This window comes from Cerasicoccus sp. TK19100 (assembly GCF_027257155.1).
Taxonomy (GTDB): Bacteria; Verrucomicrobiota; Verrucomicrobiia; order Opitutales; family Cerasicoccaceae; genus Cerasicoccus; species Cerasicoccus fimbriatus.
This window is the reverse complement of record NZ_JAPWDU010000006.1, coordinates 267,831-285,128: the sequence shown is the minus strand read 5'-3', so window position 1 is coordinate 285,128 and position 17,298 is coordinate 267,831. Positions and strand designations below refer to the sequence as shown.

Below are 17,298 nucleotides of genomic sequence, written 5' to 3'. Positions count from 1 at the left end.
TTGCTATGCTGAAAAAAGTTTTAATCGCAAACCGCGGCGAAATCGCCTGCCGCATCATTCGCTCTTGTCAGAAACTCAACATCCCCACGGTCGCCATCTACTCGGAGGCGGACCGACACACGCCGCACGTGGCGATGGCCGATGAGGCGTTTTACATCGGGCCGGCCGCGGTCTCCGAGAGCTACCTGAAGGCGGATAAAATTCTCGAGCTCTGCCTCGAGCATGGCGTCGACGCCGTGCACCCGGGCTACGGTCTGCTTAGTGAAAACTTGCACTTCGCCAAGGCCTGTGAAGATAAGGGCATCAAGTTTGTTGGCCCCTCGCCGGAGCAGATTGATCAGTTTGGCCTCAAACACACCGCGCGCGATTTGGCCGAGGCGTCCAACGTGCCGATGCTCACGGGCACGGGTCTGCTGGAGTCGGCGGATGAAGCCCTCGAAAAGGCCGAGGCGATTGGCTATCCGGTTATTTTAAAGAGCGTCGCGGGCGGCGGCGGCATCGGCATGCGCGTGTGCGAAGAGCCGGGCATTTTGCGGGCGGCCTACGAGCAGGTGGAGCATCTGAGTATGGTGAACTTCGGCCAGGCGGGCATCTACGTGGAAAAGTTTGTCAGCCGCGCGCGCCACATCGAAGTGCAGATTTTCGGTAATGGCAAGGGAGGCGTCGTCACGCTCGGTGAGCGCGATTGTTCCTCTCAGCGTCGCAATCAGAAAGTGATTGAGGAGACGCCGGCGCCGAACATTTCGGAAGCCTTGAGAGACGGCCTGGCAGACGCTGCCCGCCGGCTCGCTTCCTCGATCAACTACCGCTCGGCGGGCACGGTTGAATTCCTGGTCAACGCCGAGACCGAGGAGTTCTATTTCCTCGAGGTCAACACGCGCTTGCAGGTGGAGCACGGTGTGACCGAAGAGGTGACGGGCGTTGACCTCGTCGAGTGGATGCTGCTCCTGGCCGCCGGTGAAGATCCGACGCAGGGCCAGGAAAGCATGCCGACCTCGGGCCACTCGATCCAGGTGCGCATTTACGCTGAAGACCCGCGCAAGGATTACCAGCCGTCCTCCGGTGTCCTCAACGAAGTCATCTTCCCGGAAGGCGTGCGCTGCGATACATGGATCGAGCGCGGCACGGACGTTTCGCCGAACTACGACCCCTTGCTCGCCAAGCTGATCGTGAAGGGCAGCGACCGCGCCGACGCGATTGCGCGCATGCTCGACGCGCTGGAGAAGTCGTCGCTCTGCGGCATCGAGACGAACCTCGAATACCTCGGCAAGATCGTGGCCGATGCGACCTTCGGCGAAGGCAAGATGACCACGGCCTTTCTCAAGACTTTTGCTTACGACACGACCGCGGTCGATGTCATTGCGCCGGGCACGCAAACGAGCATTCAGGACTACCCGGGCCGTCTTGGTTACTGGGATATCGGCGTGCCGCCCTCGGGCCCGATGGACAGCCTGGCCTTCCGTTTGGCCAACCGCGTTGTGGGCAATGAGCCCGGCGACGCCGCGCTGGAAATCACCCTCATGGGGCCGACGCTCAAGTTTAACCAACACGCCACGCTGGCGCTGACCGGCGCGCCGATCACGGCGGAGCTGGATGGGCTGCCCGTGCACCTTTGGCAGGCTTTTACGGTGGAGCCCGGCTCGGTGCTCAAGATCGGCAAGGCAACGGAGACGGGTTGCCGTTCCTACCTTGCGGTGGCAGGTGGTTTCAACGTGCCGGACTACCTGGGCAGCAAGTCGACGTTCGCTATGGGCCACTTCGGCGGCCATGCCGGGCGTACGCTTTTGCCCGGTGATGTGCTGCACCTCAACGAGGGCGCGACGACTTGCGAATCCCACGCGAAGTTGGAGGAATCGCTCATTCCGACCTATGAGAGCGAGTGGGAAATCCGCGTGACCTACGGTCCGCATGGCGCGCCCGATTTTTTCACGGAAGAGGACATCGATGTATTCCTCGGCTCGACCTTCGAAGTGCACTACAACTCCGCGCGCACGGGCATCCGACTCATCGCACCGCACAAGCCGAAGTGGGCGCGCAAGGACGGCGGCGAAGCCGGCCTGCACCCCTCGAATTTGCACGACACGCCGTATGCGATTGGCGCGATCAACTTCACTGGCGACATGCCAATTATCCTCGGGCCCGACGGCCCCAGCCTCGGCGGCTTCGTTTGCCCGGTCACGATTATTCAGGCCGATTTGTGGATGATCGGCCAGCTGCGGCCCGGCGATAAAATCCGCTTTACCTGCGTCTCGCAGTTTGCGGCCAACGAGCTGGAGGCCAAGCAGGACGCCGCCATCGAGTCCATGTCGACGGCCCCGGTCACGGCGTCGAAGCCCGAGTATGTGAAGCGCGGTTCGTGCATCGCCGCCACGCTCAGCGAGGACGAAAACCCGATGCAGGTCACCTACCGCCCATGTGGCGACAAATACCTGCTGATCGAATACGGGCCCATCGTGCTCGACCTCAATTTCCGCTTCCGCATCTACGCGCTCATGCGGTGGCTGCACGCGAACCCCGTGCCCGGCCTGATCGACGTGACGCCCGGCGTGCGCTCGCTGCAGCTGCACTACGATTCGCGCATCACGCCGCTGGACAAACTCGTCGCCACGCTGGTGGCGGCCGAGCAGGAACTGCCTGCAATCGAAGACATGGTCGTGCCGACGCGCGTCATCCACCTGCCGATGAGCTGGAACAACGAGATCACGCAGGAGGCTGTCCGCAAGTATGAGAAGTCCGTGCGCAAGGACGCGCCGTGGTGCCCGAGCAACATCGAATTTATCCGCCGCATCAACGGCCTGGATTCCGAGGAAGAAGTGCGCAAGACGGTCTTCGACGCGAGCTACCTCGTCATGGGCCTGGGCGACGTTTATCTGGGCGCGCCAGCAGCGGTGCCGGTCGATCCGCGCCACCGATTGCTGACCACGAAATACAACCCCGCGCGCACGTGGACAGCGGAGGGCACGGTCGGCATTGGCGGCGTTTACATGTGCATTTACGGCATGGATAGCCCGGGCGGTTATCAGTTGATCGGGCAGACGCTGCCCATCTGGAATCGCTACCTGAGCACCGGCCCCTTCGAGGAGGGCAAGCCCTGGCTGCTGCGCTTCTTCGACCAGGTGCGCTACTACCCGGTGGAGGAGGAAGAGCTCGTGGAAATGCGCCGCGACTTCCACTCCGGCAAGTTCCAGATCAAGGTCGAGCAGGAGGACTTCAGCCTGCGCGACTACAACCAGTTTCTCGCCGACAACGCGGAGTCCATCGCCACCTTTAAGGCGCGCCAGCAAAAGGCGTTCGAGGAAGAGCGCGACCGCTGGGAAGCCGCGGGCCAGAGCGCCACGGTGGACTCGTGGGACACCTCCGAGGCGGAGGAAGTCACGCTGCCTGATGGCCATGAGGCCGTGGCCAGCCACATCAACGGCAACGTCTGGAAGATCGTGGCGAAGCCGGGCGACAAGGTCGAGGCCGGCCAAACACTGGTCATTCTGGAGGCGATGAAGATGGAAATTTCTGTGCAGGCGACATTGACCGGCGAAGTCACGCAGTTATTCGTGGAAGAAGGCGCGGCGGTGAAATCCGGACAGCAATTGCTCGCACTAGCGCCAACCTAATTGCTTCGAGGAGGACGATGCGAGCAATGCTATTTTCTTAATTGTAACAAAATTTGTTTATAATGGATTTTTCGATACCCACATTACGCAAGCAATACGCCGATGGCGCGCTGACTCCAGGCGCCGTGGTGGAGCAGGTCTTGGCGCTGATCAAAGCCGAAGACCCCAAGATCTGGATTCATGTGCTCTCGCACGAGGAGCTGGCGCCCTACGTGGATGCGCTGGCGGGCAAGTCGGTCGACGATCTGCCGCTCTACGGCATCCCGTTTGCGATCAAAGACAACATCGATTTGGTCGGCGTGCCGACCACAGCGGCGTGCCCGGAGTTTTCCTTTATCCCGGAAAAGTCGGCCTTCGTCGTCGCGCGGTTGATCGCCGCCGGGGCCATTCCCATAGGCAAGACGAACCTCGATCAGTTCGCCACAGGGCTGGTGGGCACGCGTTCGCCCTACGGGATTCCGTCCAACTCGTTTGACCCGCGTTATATTTCCGGTGGCTCCAGCTCGGGCTCGGCCGTGTCAGTCGCCAAGGGGCTCGTGTCCTTTTCCCTTGGCACCGATACGGCGGGCTCGGGCCGGGTGCCGGCATCTTTAAACAACCTCGTCGGCCTCAAGCCGAGCCGCGGCCTGCTGAGCACCACGGGGCTGCTCCCGGCGTGCCGCAGTCTGGACTGCATTTCGATCTTCACCCTTAGCTGCAGCGACGCCAGCACGGTGCTCTCGGTGGCCGGCGCCTTCGATGCGGAGGACCCGTATTCCGTTGATTACGAGCTGAGCATCGCCGAGCCAAAGCGCGTTATCGGCATCCCACAGGCGGATCAGCTGGAGTACTTTGGCGACCAGGAAACGGAAGCCATTTTCCTCAAGGCCGTCGACATCCTGCGCGAGCTGGACTACGAGGTCGTCGAGATCGACTTCGCGCCATTCCAGGAAGCCGCGCGCCTGCTCTACCATGGCCCCTGGCTGGCCGAGCGCTACCTGGTGCTGCAGGACTTGATTGAGAAAACGCCTGAGCACTTGCACCCCGTCACGCGGGAAATTGTCTGCCAGGGCGGCAACTCGACGGCGGTGGATTTCTTCCGCGCCGAGTATCAGCTCAAGGCGTTCAAGCGCACAGCCGACGAAATCCTGACCACGGTCGACGCAGTCATGACGCCCACTTGCGGCACGGTTTACACGATCGAGCAACTGCTCAAGGACCCGATACAGCTCAACACGAACTTGGGCTTCTACACCAATTTCATGAACCTCTTGGACCTCTCGGCCATCGCGGCGCCAGTCGGGTTCCGCAGTGATCGTATTCCCCACGGCGTGACGTTCTTTTCGTTCGCCGGTGAAGATGCGAACCTGCTGGCGCTCGCCGGAGAGTTTCACGCGAAGACGGGGCTCAGCATGGGCGCGGGCAAGGTGCCCGTCCCGGCCTACACGCCCGCGATTGCCGACTCGGAAGACACCGGCACGCTGGTCGTCTGCGGCGCGCACTTGAGCGGCATGCCCTTGAACTACCAGCTCACTGAGCGGGGTGGCGTGCTCCTCGAAGCCACGGAAACCGAGCCGGTCTACCGCATGTATGCTTTGGATGGCAAAGTGAAGCGTCCGGCGCTGGTGCGCGTGCCCTCAGGCGGCGCAGCAATCGAGGTGGAGGTGTGGCAACTGCCCCTGGAAACGATTGGCAGCTTCCTGGCGGGCATTGGCGAGCCCTTGGGACTGGGGAAGGTCTTCCTGAGCGGCGGCCGCCAGTCGATGGGCTTCATTGCCGAAGCCCATGCCCTCGGCGACGCCGAAGAAATCACTGAGCTGAAGTCCTGGCGCAATTACATCGCCCGCGGCTAAGCAGATGAGGGCGATACCTTGAACCGACCGCCCCCCGCCTACACCTCGAACGCCCGCAGGAGGACGTCTTGTAGGGCGGCTTTAACGTTGTCTTTGCCCATGCGGATGTTGGAGCGGACGGTGGCGACGGCCAGCTCTGCGTCGCCGGCCAGGATGGCGTCCATGATCGCGAGGTGCTGCTTACTGCTATCGGCGAGGACCTGGGCGTTCGTGATGTCTTTGACGCGCAGGAACCGCAGGCGGGAATTGATGTCGCGCAGCATGTTCAGTATCTGCTGATTGCCCAACGCAATGACTAGGCTTTCGTGAAATGCTTCGTCGGCCTTGAACCAGTTTTTTTCAGGAAAGCCTTTGCGCTTGGATGCTTCCAGGTGCTGCCGCCAGGCGGCTTGTTGTTCGACAAAAGCTTCCTCGGGTGGCGGGTCCTTGGCCAGCGTTTCGGCCACATAGCTTTCCAGGGCGATACGCAGCTCGTAGAGGTCGTTAATCTCGCTGACGCTCCAACGCTTCACCGTGCAACCGACGTTGGGCTTGCGCTCGACAAGGTGAATTTGGCTCAGGCGGCTAAGCGCCTCGCGTATGGGGATTCGGCTTACGTTAAACTCTTTGCAGAGCTCGTCTTCTTTAAGCCGGTGACCGGGAGGGTATTCCCAGGCGAGTATGCGTCTCTCCAAGGTATTATAAACATCTTCACTGCGGTTACGGCGTGGGGTCTTGCTCCGGGATTGCAAAGGCATTACACTACAGATATTGTATACGATCTCGTTCGCAACGCAAAATTGTCCTTCTCGATGCTTCAACCAGGAGAAATTCCCAGCTCGATTCCTGAAGCGGTTAGCCGGCCATAATAAGCTGGCCGGCCCAAAGACCGCACTTCAAGGCCAACGATGGACTCAACAAGAAGGATCGGCGTCCCGAGCGAACCCATCAAGCTGTTTGTAACTGCTTGGCCAGTTGAGCGAGCCCTAGTGACTCCGCCCGGCTAAGCGGAGTGGCGCCCTCTTCGCAGGGCGCATTAGGCTGAGCACCCGCCGAGAGAAGGCGTTGGGCGATCTGGCTTATGACTTCGGCAGAAGCAAAACCACCCACGGCAAACCAGAGCGGCGTGTTGCCCAATCGATTCGGCGCGTCCGCGGGGCAACCCTCAGCGAGCAGCGCGTTGACGACTTCCAGTCGACCCGCAACGCAGGCGACGGAAAGCGGGCAAAGGTCGTCTACCGGAACCCGCTGTTGTAAAAGCGCGGGTTGATCGGCGATGGCATCTTTCAATGCCCCCAGCGAGCCCGATCGAATCAGGCTAAAGATGCTTTCCTCGGCCCCTGTGGAGAGCAGCCGTTCACGGATCGCGAGGACAGCCGGGTCGTTGATTGGGCGCGGATCATAGACGTTGAGCAGCTCCAGCGGAGTTTCGCCGAGCGGGTTGCGTTGATTGGGGTCGGCACCCGCTTCCAAGAGGTAGTCGACGAGTTCCGTGGCATACTGATAAACTGCCAGGTGCAAGGGCTTACGCGGTGCGGTGCATTCATCCACCGAAAGACCGGCCTGCGCCAGCAGCTTAGTGGAAGCGAGGTTCTTTCCTTGAAAAATCGCTGCTGGCCAAAGGTCGGCACCGAGGCTTTCCGGATGGGCCGCCAGCAGCGCTTGCGCCGCAGTGGTATCGCCCTTGCGCAGGGCCTCTTTCAAGCGGGTTTTAATATCGAGCGGTTCGAGCAGCGCCATCACTTCTTTCTCATCCTTAAAGAGCTCCATAACGCTGACTTGGCCAACGACTTTGCCATGCTGCTTCACGGTTGCCCGGATCGACGTGTCCAGCCACTCCCCTACCCGCTTGACCAGATAAGGTAACGCATCGGTTTTCCAATATGGATAGTTTTGCGCCGCGTGAAAAATGGGCGTGTGCCCGCCTACGCCGTCGATGACTTCCGCGCGGATGTTGATGTCCGCCCCCCGGTCGATCAGGACATCGAGGCACTCCATTTCGGCATACTCGGCAGCCATATGGAGCAACGTGCCACCCGCCAGACCGATGTTCCCATAGTCCATTTGCGGGAAGGTGCGCGTCAACAGGCTACGGTCTTGATCAATGAAGCGAGCAAGCACTTGGGCATCCCCTTTGTGAATGGCCCACATGGCAGGCGTAACCTGGTCGGCGGGCGGCATCCATGCACCGTGCTGCTCCAGCAGTTGGATACAGCGATGCTTCTTCTCGTTGCGGGCGCGCATGTAAGTTTTCAAAACGCTCAGCATTGGGCTGGCTGGCCCGTATTTCGACGACAGCGGCGAGAAAGTGAGGTCGCAACCATGATCAGCCATAAACTGGAACCCGTCCGGCTCCTGACATTCGCCATAAACGAGGACGATGGGCCCGTAGTCACTGCCATACTGGCCGTCGACATCCGCGCCGTGCTCGATGAGCAGCTCTGCCAAATGAGGAGCCGGGATCACCGTTTGCACCAAGGCGACATCCAGATCGTGCTGCGTGAACTCACCCGAAGCCAGAATTTCTCGAATGCGCGCTTCGTCGCGTTCCTTGGCAGCCTTGGGCAGGGCTTCCCATTCGTATTTCACGTTGGAAAGCTGGTCGGAGCCCCGGAGCATGGTCTCGACCATGTGCATGAGCTGCGCCCAGCTTTTGCAGCCATATTCATAGGCCAGCGCGTGCTGGTGCTCAGAGAGCGGTTTTTCGGGGGCCAGCTTGTGGCGGCGCTTGGCCTGCTTGCGCAGGTGTTCGGCGGAGGGCTTCACGGGAAGCCGCTTGCGTGGTGTGGACATAATAAACCCTTTCTGGTAAAACCCGGCGTCCGCTAAGACGGGCAGAAACGGTTTATGTAACTGTGTTTTGGATAAGGTGGGTTGAACCCTTCCCGCGGACAGGATGCGTCCTCAAACGCGGTTACGATTCAGCGCTTTCCAGCCGGTTGGGTCAAGGGCAAAGGGAGGTTCGGCTCAACCTATTGTCTTTCTACTCGCCCTCAATTGGCGCGATGACGGTGCGGATGCCAGCGTTGCGGTAGGCTTGGAGGTCGGTGTCACGAGCGTGGCTATCGGTGACAAGGACGTCGAACTGATTGACCTGCGCAAAGATGAACGGGCTCTTGCGGCCAAGCTTCGTCGAGTCGCAAACAATGCAGACGTGTTCCGCGCGCGGGAGCAGTCGCTCTTTGAGGACGGCTTGGCCGGGGTTGACCTCGCTCGCGCCGAACTCCGGGTGCAGGCCGTCTACCCCCAAGAAGAGCCACTTGATCGCAAAGCGTTTGAGGGCGTCCTCGGCCATGGCCCCTACGTAGGAGCGTGAGCGGTCCTCGTAATTGCCGCCCGTGCAAATGAGGTCGCACTGGCTGCGCCCGCCGAGCGCGACGACAACATGGTGCGCGTTGGTCAGGACCGTTAGCGGGATCTCCGGCAGATATTCCGCGATGAGCAGGACCGTCGAGCTGGCGTCGAGGAAGATGGTATCGTTGGGCTGCACGAGGGCCGCCGCCGCACGCGCGACGATAATCTTCTCCTCGCGGTTGACCCATTGTCGCGCTGGCAGGGGGAGATCGTGATGGGCGTCGGTGGCGCGGGTCGCCCCACCGTGGGTACGGATTACGCGGTTGGTCGACGCCAACTGCTCCAGATCCTTGCGAATCGTTTCCGGGGTCACGTCGAGCGATTTCGCGAGCTGAAGGCTGCGAACCGATCCCTCGCGTTCGATCTGGCGAAGGATGGTTTCCTGGCGCTGTTGGGGGGACATTTTACGAAAAAAGCTTCTGCCCAACATTAGAGCCCAATTGGGAAACAAAAGCAAATCGTTTGGGCTTTCTTGGGAAAATCTGAGTTTTCGCATTTGTTCGCTTCGTTTTGCAGCGAATTGGCAACACCAGCCAGGTCTTCTTTTGGGATTCGCAAGAATTTAAATTACATAACAAAATGAATATAAACGACTTGCAAAACTAATAAGTGCGTGTTTCGTTGTTAGTCGTTACCCTGCTTCAATCTCGAAAACCCAACCCATCCCCTCATGAATGAATACCTCGCCGAATATATCGGAACGGCAATTTTGATTCTTTTCGGCAACGGCGTTGTTGCCAACGTCCTGCTCGCCAAGTCCAAGGGACAAAATGGCGGCTGGATCGTCATCACGGTCGGCTGGGGCTTTGCGGTCGCCTGCGCCGTGTATGCAGTCGGCCGGATTTCCGGTGCCCACATTAACCCGGCTGTATCGGTCTCACTGGCTAGCATTGGCGCGTTTGAATGGGCCAAAGTCCCGGGCTACATCGCTGCCCAGATCGCGGGCGGCTTCACTGGATCAGTCTTGGTCTATCTGACCTATTTCGCACACTGGCGCGAAACCGAGGACGCCGGGCTCAAGCTGGCCTGCCACAGTACCTCGCCCGCCATTCGCAAGTTTGGCCCAGCCTTCATGACGGAAGTCATCGGCACGGCCGTGCTCATGTTTGGCATCCTGTCATTTGGTAAAATCGGCCTGGGCGGTGACGCCAGTGCGGACGCGTGGGAGGCCGCCGTTGGCACTTGGTTTGGCCCGTTCCTCGTTGGTCTGCTCGTGCTCGGTATCGGTCTTTCGCTAGGCGGCCCGACCGGCTACGCCATTAACCCCGCGCGTGACCTCGGTCCGCGCATCGCACACGCTGTCCTGCCAATTCATGGCAAGGGTAGCAGTGACTGGGCCTACTCTTGGGTGCCGATTGTTGCGCCCCTGATCGGCGGCGTAATCGGCGCACAGCTGTTCCACGCACTCGGTTTTTAAATCACCCCTAAATCTCGACCACGCAACCCTATGAAAAACGAACAATTCATCCTCGCCTTCGACCAAGGCACCACCAGCTCACGCTCCATCATCTTCGATCAGTCTGGCACGATTCGCTCGATAGCACAGAAGGAATTTCGCCAGATATACCCTCAATCCGGCTGGGTGGAGCACGACGCCATGGAAATCTGGTCCAGCCAAAGCGCAACTGCCGTGGAGGCACTATCGCGCATGGACCTTACCGCCGATTCCATTGCCGCCATCGGCGTGACGAACCAGCGCGAGACCACCATCGTCTGGAATCGCGAGACCGGCAAACCCGTTTACAACGCCATCGTTTGGCAGGACCGCCGCACGGCTGACTATTGTCGCGAGCTGCGCAACGCCGGCCATGAGGAGCGGGTGTCTCAACTGACCGGCCTGCGCATTGACCCGTATTTCTCCGGCACCAAGATCCGCTGGATTCTCGAAAATGTAAAAGGTGCCCGCGAGCTCGCCGAGCAGGGCAAGCTGCTCTTTGGCACCGTCGACAGCTGGCTCATCTGGCAACTGACCGGCCACAAGGTCCACATGACCGATGTCACGAACGCGTGCCGCACCCTCCTCTACAATCTCGAAACCGGTGACTGGGACGACGAGCTGCTAGAGCTGTTTGACATCCCACGCAACATGCTGCCCGAGGTGCGCTCGTGCTCCGAGGTCTATGGCAAGGTCGACGCGAAGCTTCCGCTCGGCGGCATCCCCATCGCGGGCGTCGCGGGTGACCAGCAAGCCGCGCTGTTCGGCCAGGCCTGTTTCACTCCGGGCATGGCAAAGAACACCTACGGCACGGGCTGCTTCCTGCTGATGAATACCGGCACGGAAATCCCGCGTTCCAAGAACAACTTGCTGACCACCGTCGCCTGGAAAATTGGCGACCGCACGGAGTATGCGCTGGAGGGCTCGGTCTTCATCGGGGGTGCCGTGGTGCAGTGGATTCGTGACGAGCTGCAGATGGTCCGCACCGCGCAAGAGCTGGATGAATTGGCGGCCACGGTGCCCGACGCCGGTGGACTGTTTCTCGTGCCCGCCTTCGCCGGCCTCGGCGCGCCTCACTGGGACCCCTATGCCCGCGGTGCCGCGCTAGGCATCAGCCGTGGTACGAACCGCGCGCACATTTGCCGCGCTGCGCTGGAAGCCATTGCTTTCCAAAGCGCCGATCTGATCACCTGCATGGAGAAAGACTCCGGGCTAAACCTGAAGGAGCTCCGCGTCGATGGCGGTGCCTCGCGCAGCGACCCACTCTTGCAGTTCCAAGCCGACCTACTTGGCAAGCAAGTCGTCCGCCCGAAAAACACCGAAACTACCGCCATGGGGGCCGCGTATCTCGCCGGTCTCGCCGTTGGTTATTGGAAGAGCCGCGACGACATTACCAACAACTGGCTCGTGGACGAAAAATACGATTCGGAGCGCGACCCCAAAGACATGGACACCCTGCGCCTCGGCTGGAACAAGGCCCTCGAACGCGCCAAAGCCTGGGAGGAATAAAACCGGCCCGCTGGCAACCCAACCCCCAACACCCCACCCATGAAAAAACATCTAATTCCCATGGCCTGCCTGGCGACATTCGTCGGCAGCGCCGCCGCCGACGACCAGGACTTCTTCACCCGCGATCACATGCTGGGTGACTGGTATGGCGTGCGCACCGACCTCGAAGACGAAGGCGTGAGCTTCGACTTCAACAACACCTTCGATTACTACGACGACATCGCCGGCGCCCTCGCCAGTGGCGGCACGTATTTTGGACGCGCCCGCGCCACGATCAACCTCGACCTCGACAAACTCGTGGGCTTGCCAAACGCCAAAGTCTCCGTGGGTGGCGTCTCGCAATATGGCAAAAATTACAACCGCAGTCGCTTTGGCGTGTTGACGAATCCCAGCTCGATTGAAGGCGTCGATACCACGCGATTTGCGAACATCTGGTTCGAGCAATCGCTCTTCGATAACTTCGTGACTTACCGTGTGGGCAAGGTCGACGGCGTGGGCAACTTCGGTGCGCAGCCCTACGGCGGCACGTTTATGAACGATGAGCTCGTTTACATTCCCAACTTGCTCTTCGCCGCCGGTTTGCCGTTTGACCCCGCGCAGCAATTGGGTGCGGTGGTCACGCTGCGTCCGTTTGAGGACACCGACGCCGCTGGCCTGTATTTCAAAGGTGGTGTATTCAACTCGAACAATCTGAACGCAATCATCTTTGACGACATCGGCACGGACTTTACCTGGGACGGCCCGGTTGCGATCGCTGGCGAAGTTGGCTACGATTTTGGCGACGAGTATCCGGGCTACGCCAAGGCTGGTCTGCACCACAACTTCGGCACGTTTGACGAGGTCAACTCCGCCAACCGCAGCCGCGGCAACACCTTGTTTTACGCCAACGTCGGGCAGACGATTTGGAACCTCAACGATTCCGGCGAACGTCATGTGGACGCCTCGTTTTCGCTGAACTATGCGCCGAAGGAAGAGGTGAATGTTTACCACTTTGAAACCACGGCGATGATCCGCGCAATTGGCCCGTTTGAAGCGCGGCCGATTGACGAAGCAGGCGTGGGACTCATCGCCGCTTGGCTCAGCGACGACTATTCAAACTCGCTCGCCGCGCCGGGCTATGATTCGTCCGGCAACGAGTTCACGGTCGAAGTCACTTACAAGGCGCGCGTGACGCCATGGTTCACCGTGCAGCCGGATTTCCAGGTGGTCGTGAACCCCAACGGCAATGCCGCGCGTGATCCCGTTTACCTCGTCGGCGTGCGCAACGTCATCGATTTCTAAGACTCGCCTCATACACGATCATTCAATCAACAACGAAAGATTCTCATGAATCGCAATAGCTCAATCAACCGCATCCGCAACGCCAGTGAGCCGTTCGATGTGGTCATCATCGGCGGCGGGGCATCCGGCCTCGGTGCCGCAGTCGACGCCGCCGCCCGCGGCCACAGCGTCGCGCTTTTTGAACAGGCCGACTTCGCCAAAGGCACGTCCAGCCGCTCGACCAAGCTCGTGCACGGTGGCGTGCGTTACCTGCAACAAGGCAACGTCTCACTCGTGCTCGAAGCCTTGCGCGAACGCGGCCGCCTGACCCGCAATGCGCCGCACCTCGTACACTCGCAGTCGTTCGTGATCCCGAACTACTCCTGGTGGGAGGGCCCGTTTTACGGCATCGGCATGAAGGTCTACGACCAACTGGCCGGCAAGCTGGGCCTCGCGCCTTCGCGCCATTTAAGCCGCGAAGAAACCATCAAGCAGATCCCGACCGTGGAGCAAAAAAATTTGATCGGCGGCGTCATTTACCACGATGGTCAGTTCGACGATTCGCGCCTCGCAGTCAACCTCGCGCAGACGGCTTCCGAGCTCGGCGCGGTCATGGCCAACTACTGCAAGTGCGTTGGCTTGATGAAGGAAAACGACGTCGTGTCCGGCGTCATCGTGAACGACATCGAAACCGGCGAACAACACGAAGTGCGCGCCCGCAGCGTGATCAACGCGACCGGCGTTTTCGTCGATGACGTGCGCCGTATGGATGACGCCAAAGCATCGAACATCGTGGCCGTCAGCCAGGGCATTCACATCGTGTTGCCCAAGGAATTCCTGCCGGGCAACGCCGCGATCATGATCCCAAAGACCGCTGACGGCCGTGTGCTGTTTGCTGTGCCGTGGCACGATCACGTCGTCGTCGGCACCACCGATACGCCGCTGGACAGTCACTCGCTCGAACCGCGCGCCCTGCAAGAAGAACGCGACTTCGTGATGAGCCACGCGCGTAAATACCTGGCCAAGGACCCAACCGATTCCGACGTGCTCAGCATCTTCGCTGGCCTGCGCCCGCTGGTGAAAGCCGGCGATGGCTCCGACACCGCCGCTCTGTCACGCGACCACACCATTATGGTCAGTGGCAGCGGACTCATCACGCTGACCGGCGGCAAGTGGACGACCTACCGCAAGATGGCCGAGGACGTCATTGACCAGGCTGAAACGCTTGGCGGGTTTGAAAGCAAACCATGCCAAACCAAGGAGCTGCAAATCCACGGCTGGACTCAGGCATCGATCAAGGAAAGCAACCTGAAGCCCTACGGTGCTGATGCGCAACCGATTCGCGAGCTGATGAATGCCGACGTTACTTTGCAGGACAAAGTTCACCCGGCGCTCAACGTCACGAAGGCCGAAGTCGTCTGGCACGCACGGCACGAAATGGCGCGCACGGTGGAAGACGTCCTCGCCCGCCGCACGCGTTCGCTCCTGCTCAATGCCAAGGCTTCCATCGAAGCGGCACCCGCCGTCGCCGAGATCCTTGCTCAAGAGCTGGGCCAGGATCAGGCATGGCAGGCCACGCAGGTCACCGAATACCAAGCGTTGGCCAAGGGTTACGTGTTTGCGAACTAGCCGTAATCAGTCGGCAACGGACGGATAAATCTTCGCCCAGTCGTTCTTCATATCCACAATCAGCCAGCCGCGATCAGGGCCTTCGTCAAGGCCGCGGTTGAGCTGGCCGACGTGCGACTCCCGGTCGTAGGCCCACTCGCGTTGACTGTCGTTGTGGTGGACGAGCATGCCGAAGCGAGGGCCCTCCCCCGTGGTCGTGTATTCCAGCATTTCAAAATCGCCGTCGGAGTTACCCGCGGCAAAGATCGGGCGACGACCGATAAACTGATAAATGCCCACCGGCTTGCCCGCCTTGTCGTCGATCAGTGCGATCTCGGGCTCTTTGACGAGCACGCCTTTGCCATCGCGGACTTCGTATTTCGCCTTGAGCGTGGTGCCGACAACTTGCTCCGGCGGGATGCCGTAGGTTTCCTCAGCAAACACACGGATGAAATCCACGCCGCCACCGGACACGATAAAAGTCTTAAAGCCCTTGGCTCGCAGGTAGGCCAATAGCTCCAGCATCGGCTGGAAGACCATCTCTTTGTAAAGCATGCCCGTCTTGGGGTGCTCGGCGGAGTCGAGCCACGCACGCGCGGCCTGCTTAAATTCCGCGCCCGTCATATTGCTGTGGGCCACGAGGGCCATCTCGACCAGCGCTTCTTCCTTGGCCGAAAGCGCTGACTTGTAGTCGCCCTTCAACACTGATGCATACGGCTCCTGGGTCTGCCACTCCGGGTGATCTGGTGCCATTTTCTTGATCTGATCGAAGATGAAAATCAGTTGGAAATAGACCGGTCTTTCCGACCACAGCGTGCCGTCATTATCGAAGACGGCGATGCGCTCATCTCGCGGGACAAAGTCCGGCGACTTCGGATCAGTGACCTTCTCGACGAAGCCGATAATCTGTTTCTTAGAGTCAGTTTTATTCCACGAGGGCAACGGGTCGGCGCAGAGCGCAACCGCACAAAAGAGAACGGCTATCAGGTATTTCATAACGGATAAAAAAATGGCCGCAGTCCGAAGACTGCGACCGTGGTTAAAACGAATTAGTGGCCGGTCATATTGGCTTCGATCTGCTCCTGAATTTTAGACAGGTTAAAGGAGCCGGCGGTCTGGCTGGGCGGGTAGTCCGCCATGCTCTGGAGGAACTTCGCTCCCATGCCCTGCATCGGCACGAGCACATAGGCGCGCTCGAGGAGCCAGTCGTAGTAAGTGTTGGAATTGTGCTGGGCCTTCTCGAATGGATCGCGGCGCAGGTTGAAGATCAGCGGCACGCGCAGCTCGACCCACGGCTCCATCCACACGCCGAACTTCTCGCCACGGTTTTCGAGGAAGACAGCCTTCCATGCGTCATAGCGCATGGCCACGATGGCACCGTCGTCGTTGACGTAGAAGAACTCTTTGCGGGGCGATTCTTCGACCTCGCCTGTGAGGTACGGCAGCAGGTTGTAGCCATCGATGTGGTTGCGGTAGGAACGCCCATTAAGGTCCACACCGTCGAGCAGCTCTTGTTTAATCTCCGTGTTGCCCGCAGCAGCGGCAAAGGTCGGCAGCCAGTCTTCGTGCGAAGCAATGCCATTGAGCCACTCGCCTTCACGGAAAGTTCCGGGCCAGCGAACGAAGCAAGGCACGCGGTAGGCGCCCTCCCAGTTGGAATTCTTCTCCCCGCGAAATGGCGTGGTGCCGGCGTCGGGCCAAGTGTTGTAGTGCGGGCCGTTGTCCGTGGAATACATGACGATGGTGTCGTTAGCAATGCCGAGCTCGTCGAGAAGAGCCAGCAGCTCGCCCACGTGCATGTCATGCTCGACCATGCCGTCGGAATACTCGTCCTGGCCGGAAATGCCACGGTGCTCTTCCTTCACGTGCGTGCGGAAGTGCATGCGCGTGCCGTTCCACCAGCAGAACCAAGGCTCGCCGGCGGCGTTCTTGCGCTTGATGAAGTCCTTGGCCAGCGCGAGGGTTTCCTCGTCGATGGTTTCCATGCGCTTCTTGGTGAGAGGGCCGGTGTCCTCAATGGTCTGGCCGCCCTTGCCGTCCGAGAAGGACTTGATGACGCCGCGCGGGCCAAATTTCTCAATAAAAGTTTGGCCGTCGGCCATGACCATGTCCGCCGGGTAGTCTGCATTTTCCGGTTCTTCCTCGGCGTTGAGGTGGTAAAGGTTGCCGCAAAACTCGTCAAAGCCGTGCATCGTCGGCAGGTGCTCATCGAGGTCGCCCTGGTGGTTTTTGCCGAACTGCCCCGTGGCGTAGCCCTGGCTCTTGAGGACAGTGGCCATGGTGCAGTCGGTCTTCTGCCAGCCTTCCTTGGCGCCCGGCAGCCCAACCTTGGTCATGCCCGAGCGCACCGGCACCGAGCCGCTGATGAAGGCCGCGCGACCGGCGGTGCAGGATTGCTGACCGTAATAGTCCGTGAAGCCGATGCCTTCGCTGGCGATGCGGTCGATATTTGGCGTCTGGTAGCCCATCAGCCCGTGGCTGTTGTAGCTGATATTGGTGATCCCAATGTCGTCGCCCCAGATAACGAGAATATTCGGTTTTTTCGCGTCTTGGGCTGATGCGCTTAGCGCAGTTAAGCCAGCGCACAACGCCAGCAGTAGGGGTTTCATTTTCATAGCAATGTAACGTGTAGGGTTCGTTTGGCCCCGCCATTATTACTAACTAAACGATAGATTCGACCCTAAAATACGCACATAAGCATTATTCATGCTGT

The 17,298-nt window shown here is 60.0% G+C and carries 11 protein-coding genes; 6 read left to right on the top strand and 5 right to left on the bottom strand.

Features of this window, described 5'->3' with window-relative positions; genetic code table 11:
* The first annotated feature begins 5 nt into the window (after positions 1-5).
* Positions 6-3,608 carry an urea carboxylase gene (gene uca / locus O3S85_RS16225; protein ID WP_269541768.1) on the top strand — a complete coding sequence of 1,201 codons (3,603 nt, stop codon included), beginning with the start codon at positions 6-8 and terminating at the stop codon, positions 3,606-3,608.
* 62 nt (positions 3,609-3,670) lie between these two features.
* Positions 3,671-5,440, top strand: coding sequence for an allophanate hydrolase (gene atzF / locus O3S85_RS16220; RefSeq protein WP_269541767.1), 1,770 nt, complete (start codon positions 3,671-3,673; stop codon positions 5,438-5,440).
* Positions 5,441-5,478: 38 nt separating this feature from the next.
* On the opposite strand, the gene O3S85_RS16215 is transcribed toward atzF, so the two are convergent.
* The 3 genes from O3S85_RS16215 to O3S85_RS16205 form a co-directional block, all read right to left on the bottom strand.
* The gene (locus tag O3S85_RS16215; protein ID WP_269541766.1) at positions 5,479-6,177 is read right to left on the bottom strand and encodes a GntR family transcriptional regulator; all 699 of its coding nucleotides are present in this window, start codon (positions 6,175-6,177) and stop codon (positions 5,479-5,481) included.
* A 190-nt stretch (positions 6,178-6,367) separates the two neighbouring features.
* Positions 6,368-8,212: an ankyrin repeat domain-containing protein gene (locus O3S85_RS16210; RefSeq protein ID WP_269541764.1), complete on the bottom strand. Its 1,845-nt coding sequence runs from the start codon at positions 8,210-8,212 to the stop codon at positions 6,368-6,370.
* Between the two features lie 190 nt (positions 8,213-8,402).
* Positions 8,403-9,176, bottom strand: coding sequence for a DeoR/GlpR family DNA-binding transcription regulator (locus O3S85_RS16205; protein WP_269541762.1), 774 nt, complete (start codon positions 9,174-9,176; stop codon positions 8,403-8,405).
* A gap of 267 nt (positions 9,177-9,443) precedes the next feature.
* Here O3S85_RS16205 and O3S85_RS16200 point away from each other — a divergent pair, with 267 nt between their 5' ends.
* Genes O3S85_RS16200 through O3S85_RS16185 form a run of 4 tightly spaced genes read left to right on the top strand, consistent with a single transcriptional unit; the run spans position 9,444 to position 14,606 of the window.
* The gene (locus tag O3S85_RS16200; protein WP_269541760.1) at positions 9,444-10,190 is read left to right on the top strand and encodes an MIP/aquaporin family protein; all 747 of its coding nucleotides are present in this window, start codon (positions 9,444-9,446) and stop codon (positions 10,188-10,190) included.
* Positions 10,191-10,220: 30 nt separating this feature from the next.
* Positions 10,221-11,717: a glycerol kinase GlpK gene (gene glpK, locus O3S85_RS16195; RefSeq protein WP_269541758.1), complete on the top strand. Its 1,497-nt coding sequence runs from the start codon at positions 10,221-10,223 to the stop codon at positions 11,715-11,717.
* A 39-nt stretch (positions 11,718-11,756) separates the two neighbouring features.
* The gene (locus tag O3S85_RS16190) at positions 11,757-12,998 is read left to right on the top strand and encodes a carbohydrate porin (protein ID WP_269541756.1); all 1,242 of its coding nucleotides are present in this window, start codon (positions 11,757-11,759) and stop codon (positions 12,996-12,998) included.
* 45 nt (positions 12,999-13,043) lie between these two features.
* Complete coding sequence (locus O3S85_RS16185; RefSeq protein ID WP_269541754.1) at positions 13,044-14,606, top strand: glycerol-3-phosphate dehydrogenase/oxidase; 1,563 nt, start codon at positions 13,044-13,046, stop codon at positions 14,604-14,606.
* Positions 14,607-14,612: 6 nt separating this feature from the next.
* Here the strand turns inward: O3S85_RS16185 and O3S85_RS16180 are convergent, their stop codons facing one another.
* Both O3S85_RS16180 and O3S85_RS16175 read right to left on the bottom strand, forming a co-directional pair.
* Entirely contained in the window at positions 14,613-15,581 is a 969-nt protein-coding gene (locus tag O3S85_RS16180) for an HAD family hydrolase (protein ID WP_269541753.1), read from the bottom strand.
* A gap of 53 nt (positions 15,582-15,634) precedes the next feature.
* Positions 15,635-17,200: an arylsulfatase gene (locus O3S85_RS16175; protein WP_269541751.1), complete on the bottom strand. Its 1,566-nt coding sequence runs from the start codon at positions 17,198-17,200 to the stop codon at positions 15,635-15,637.
* Positions 17,201-17,298 lie beyond the last annotated feature (98 nt).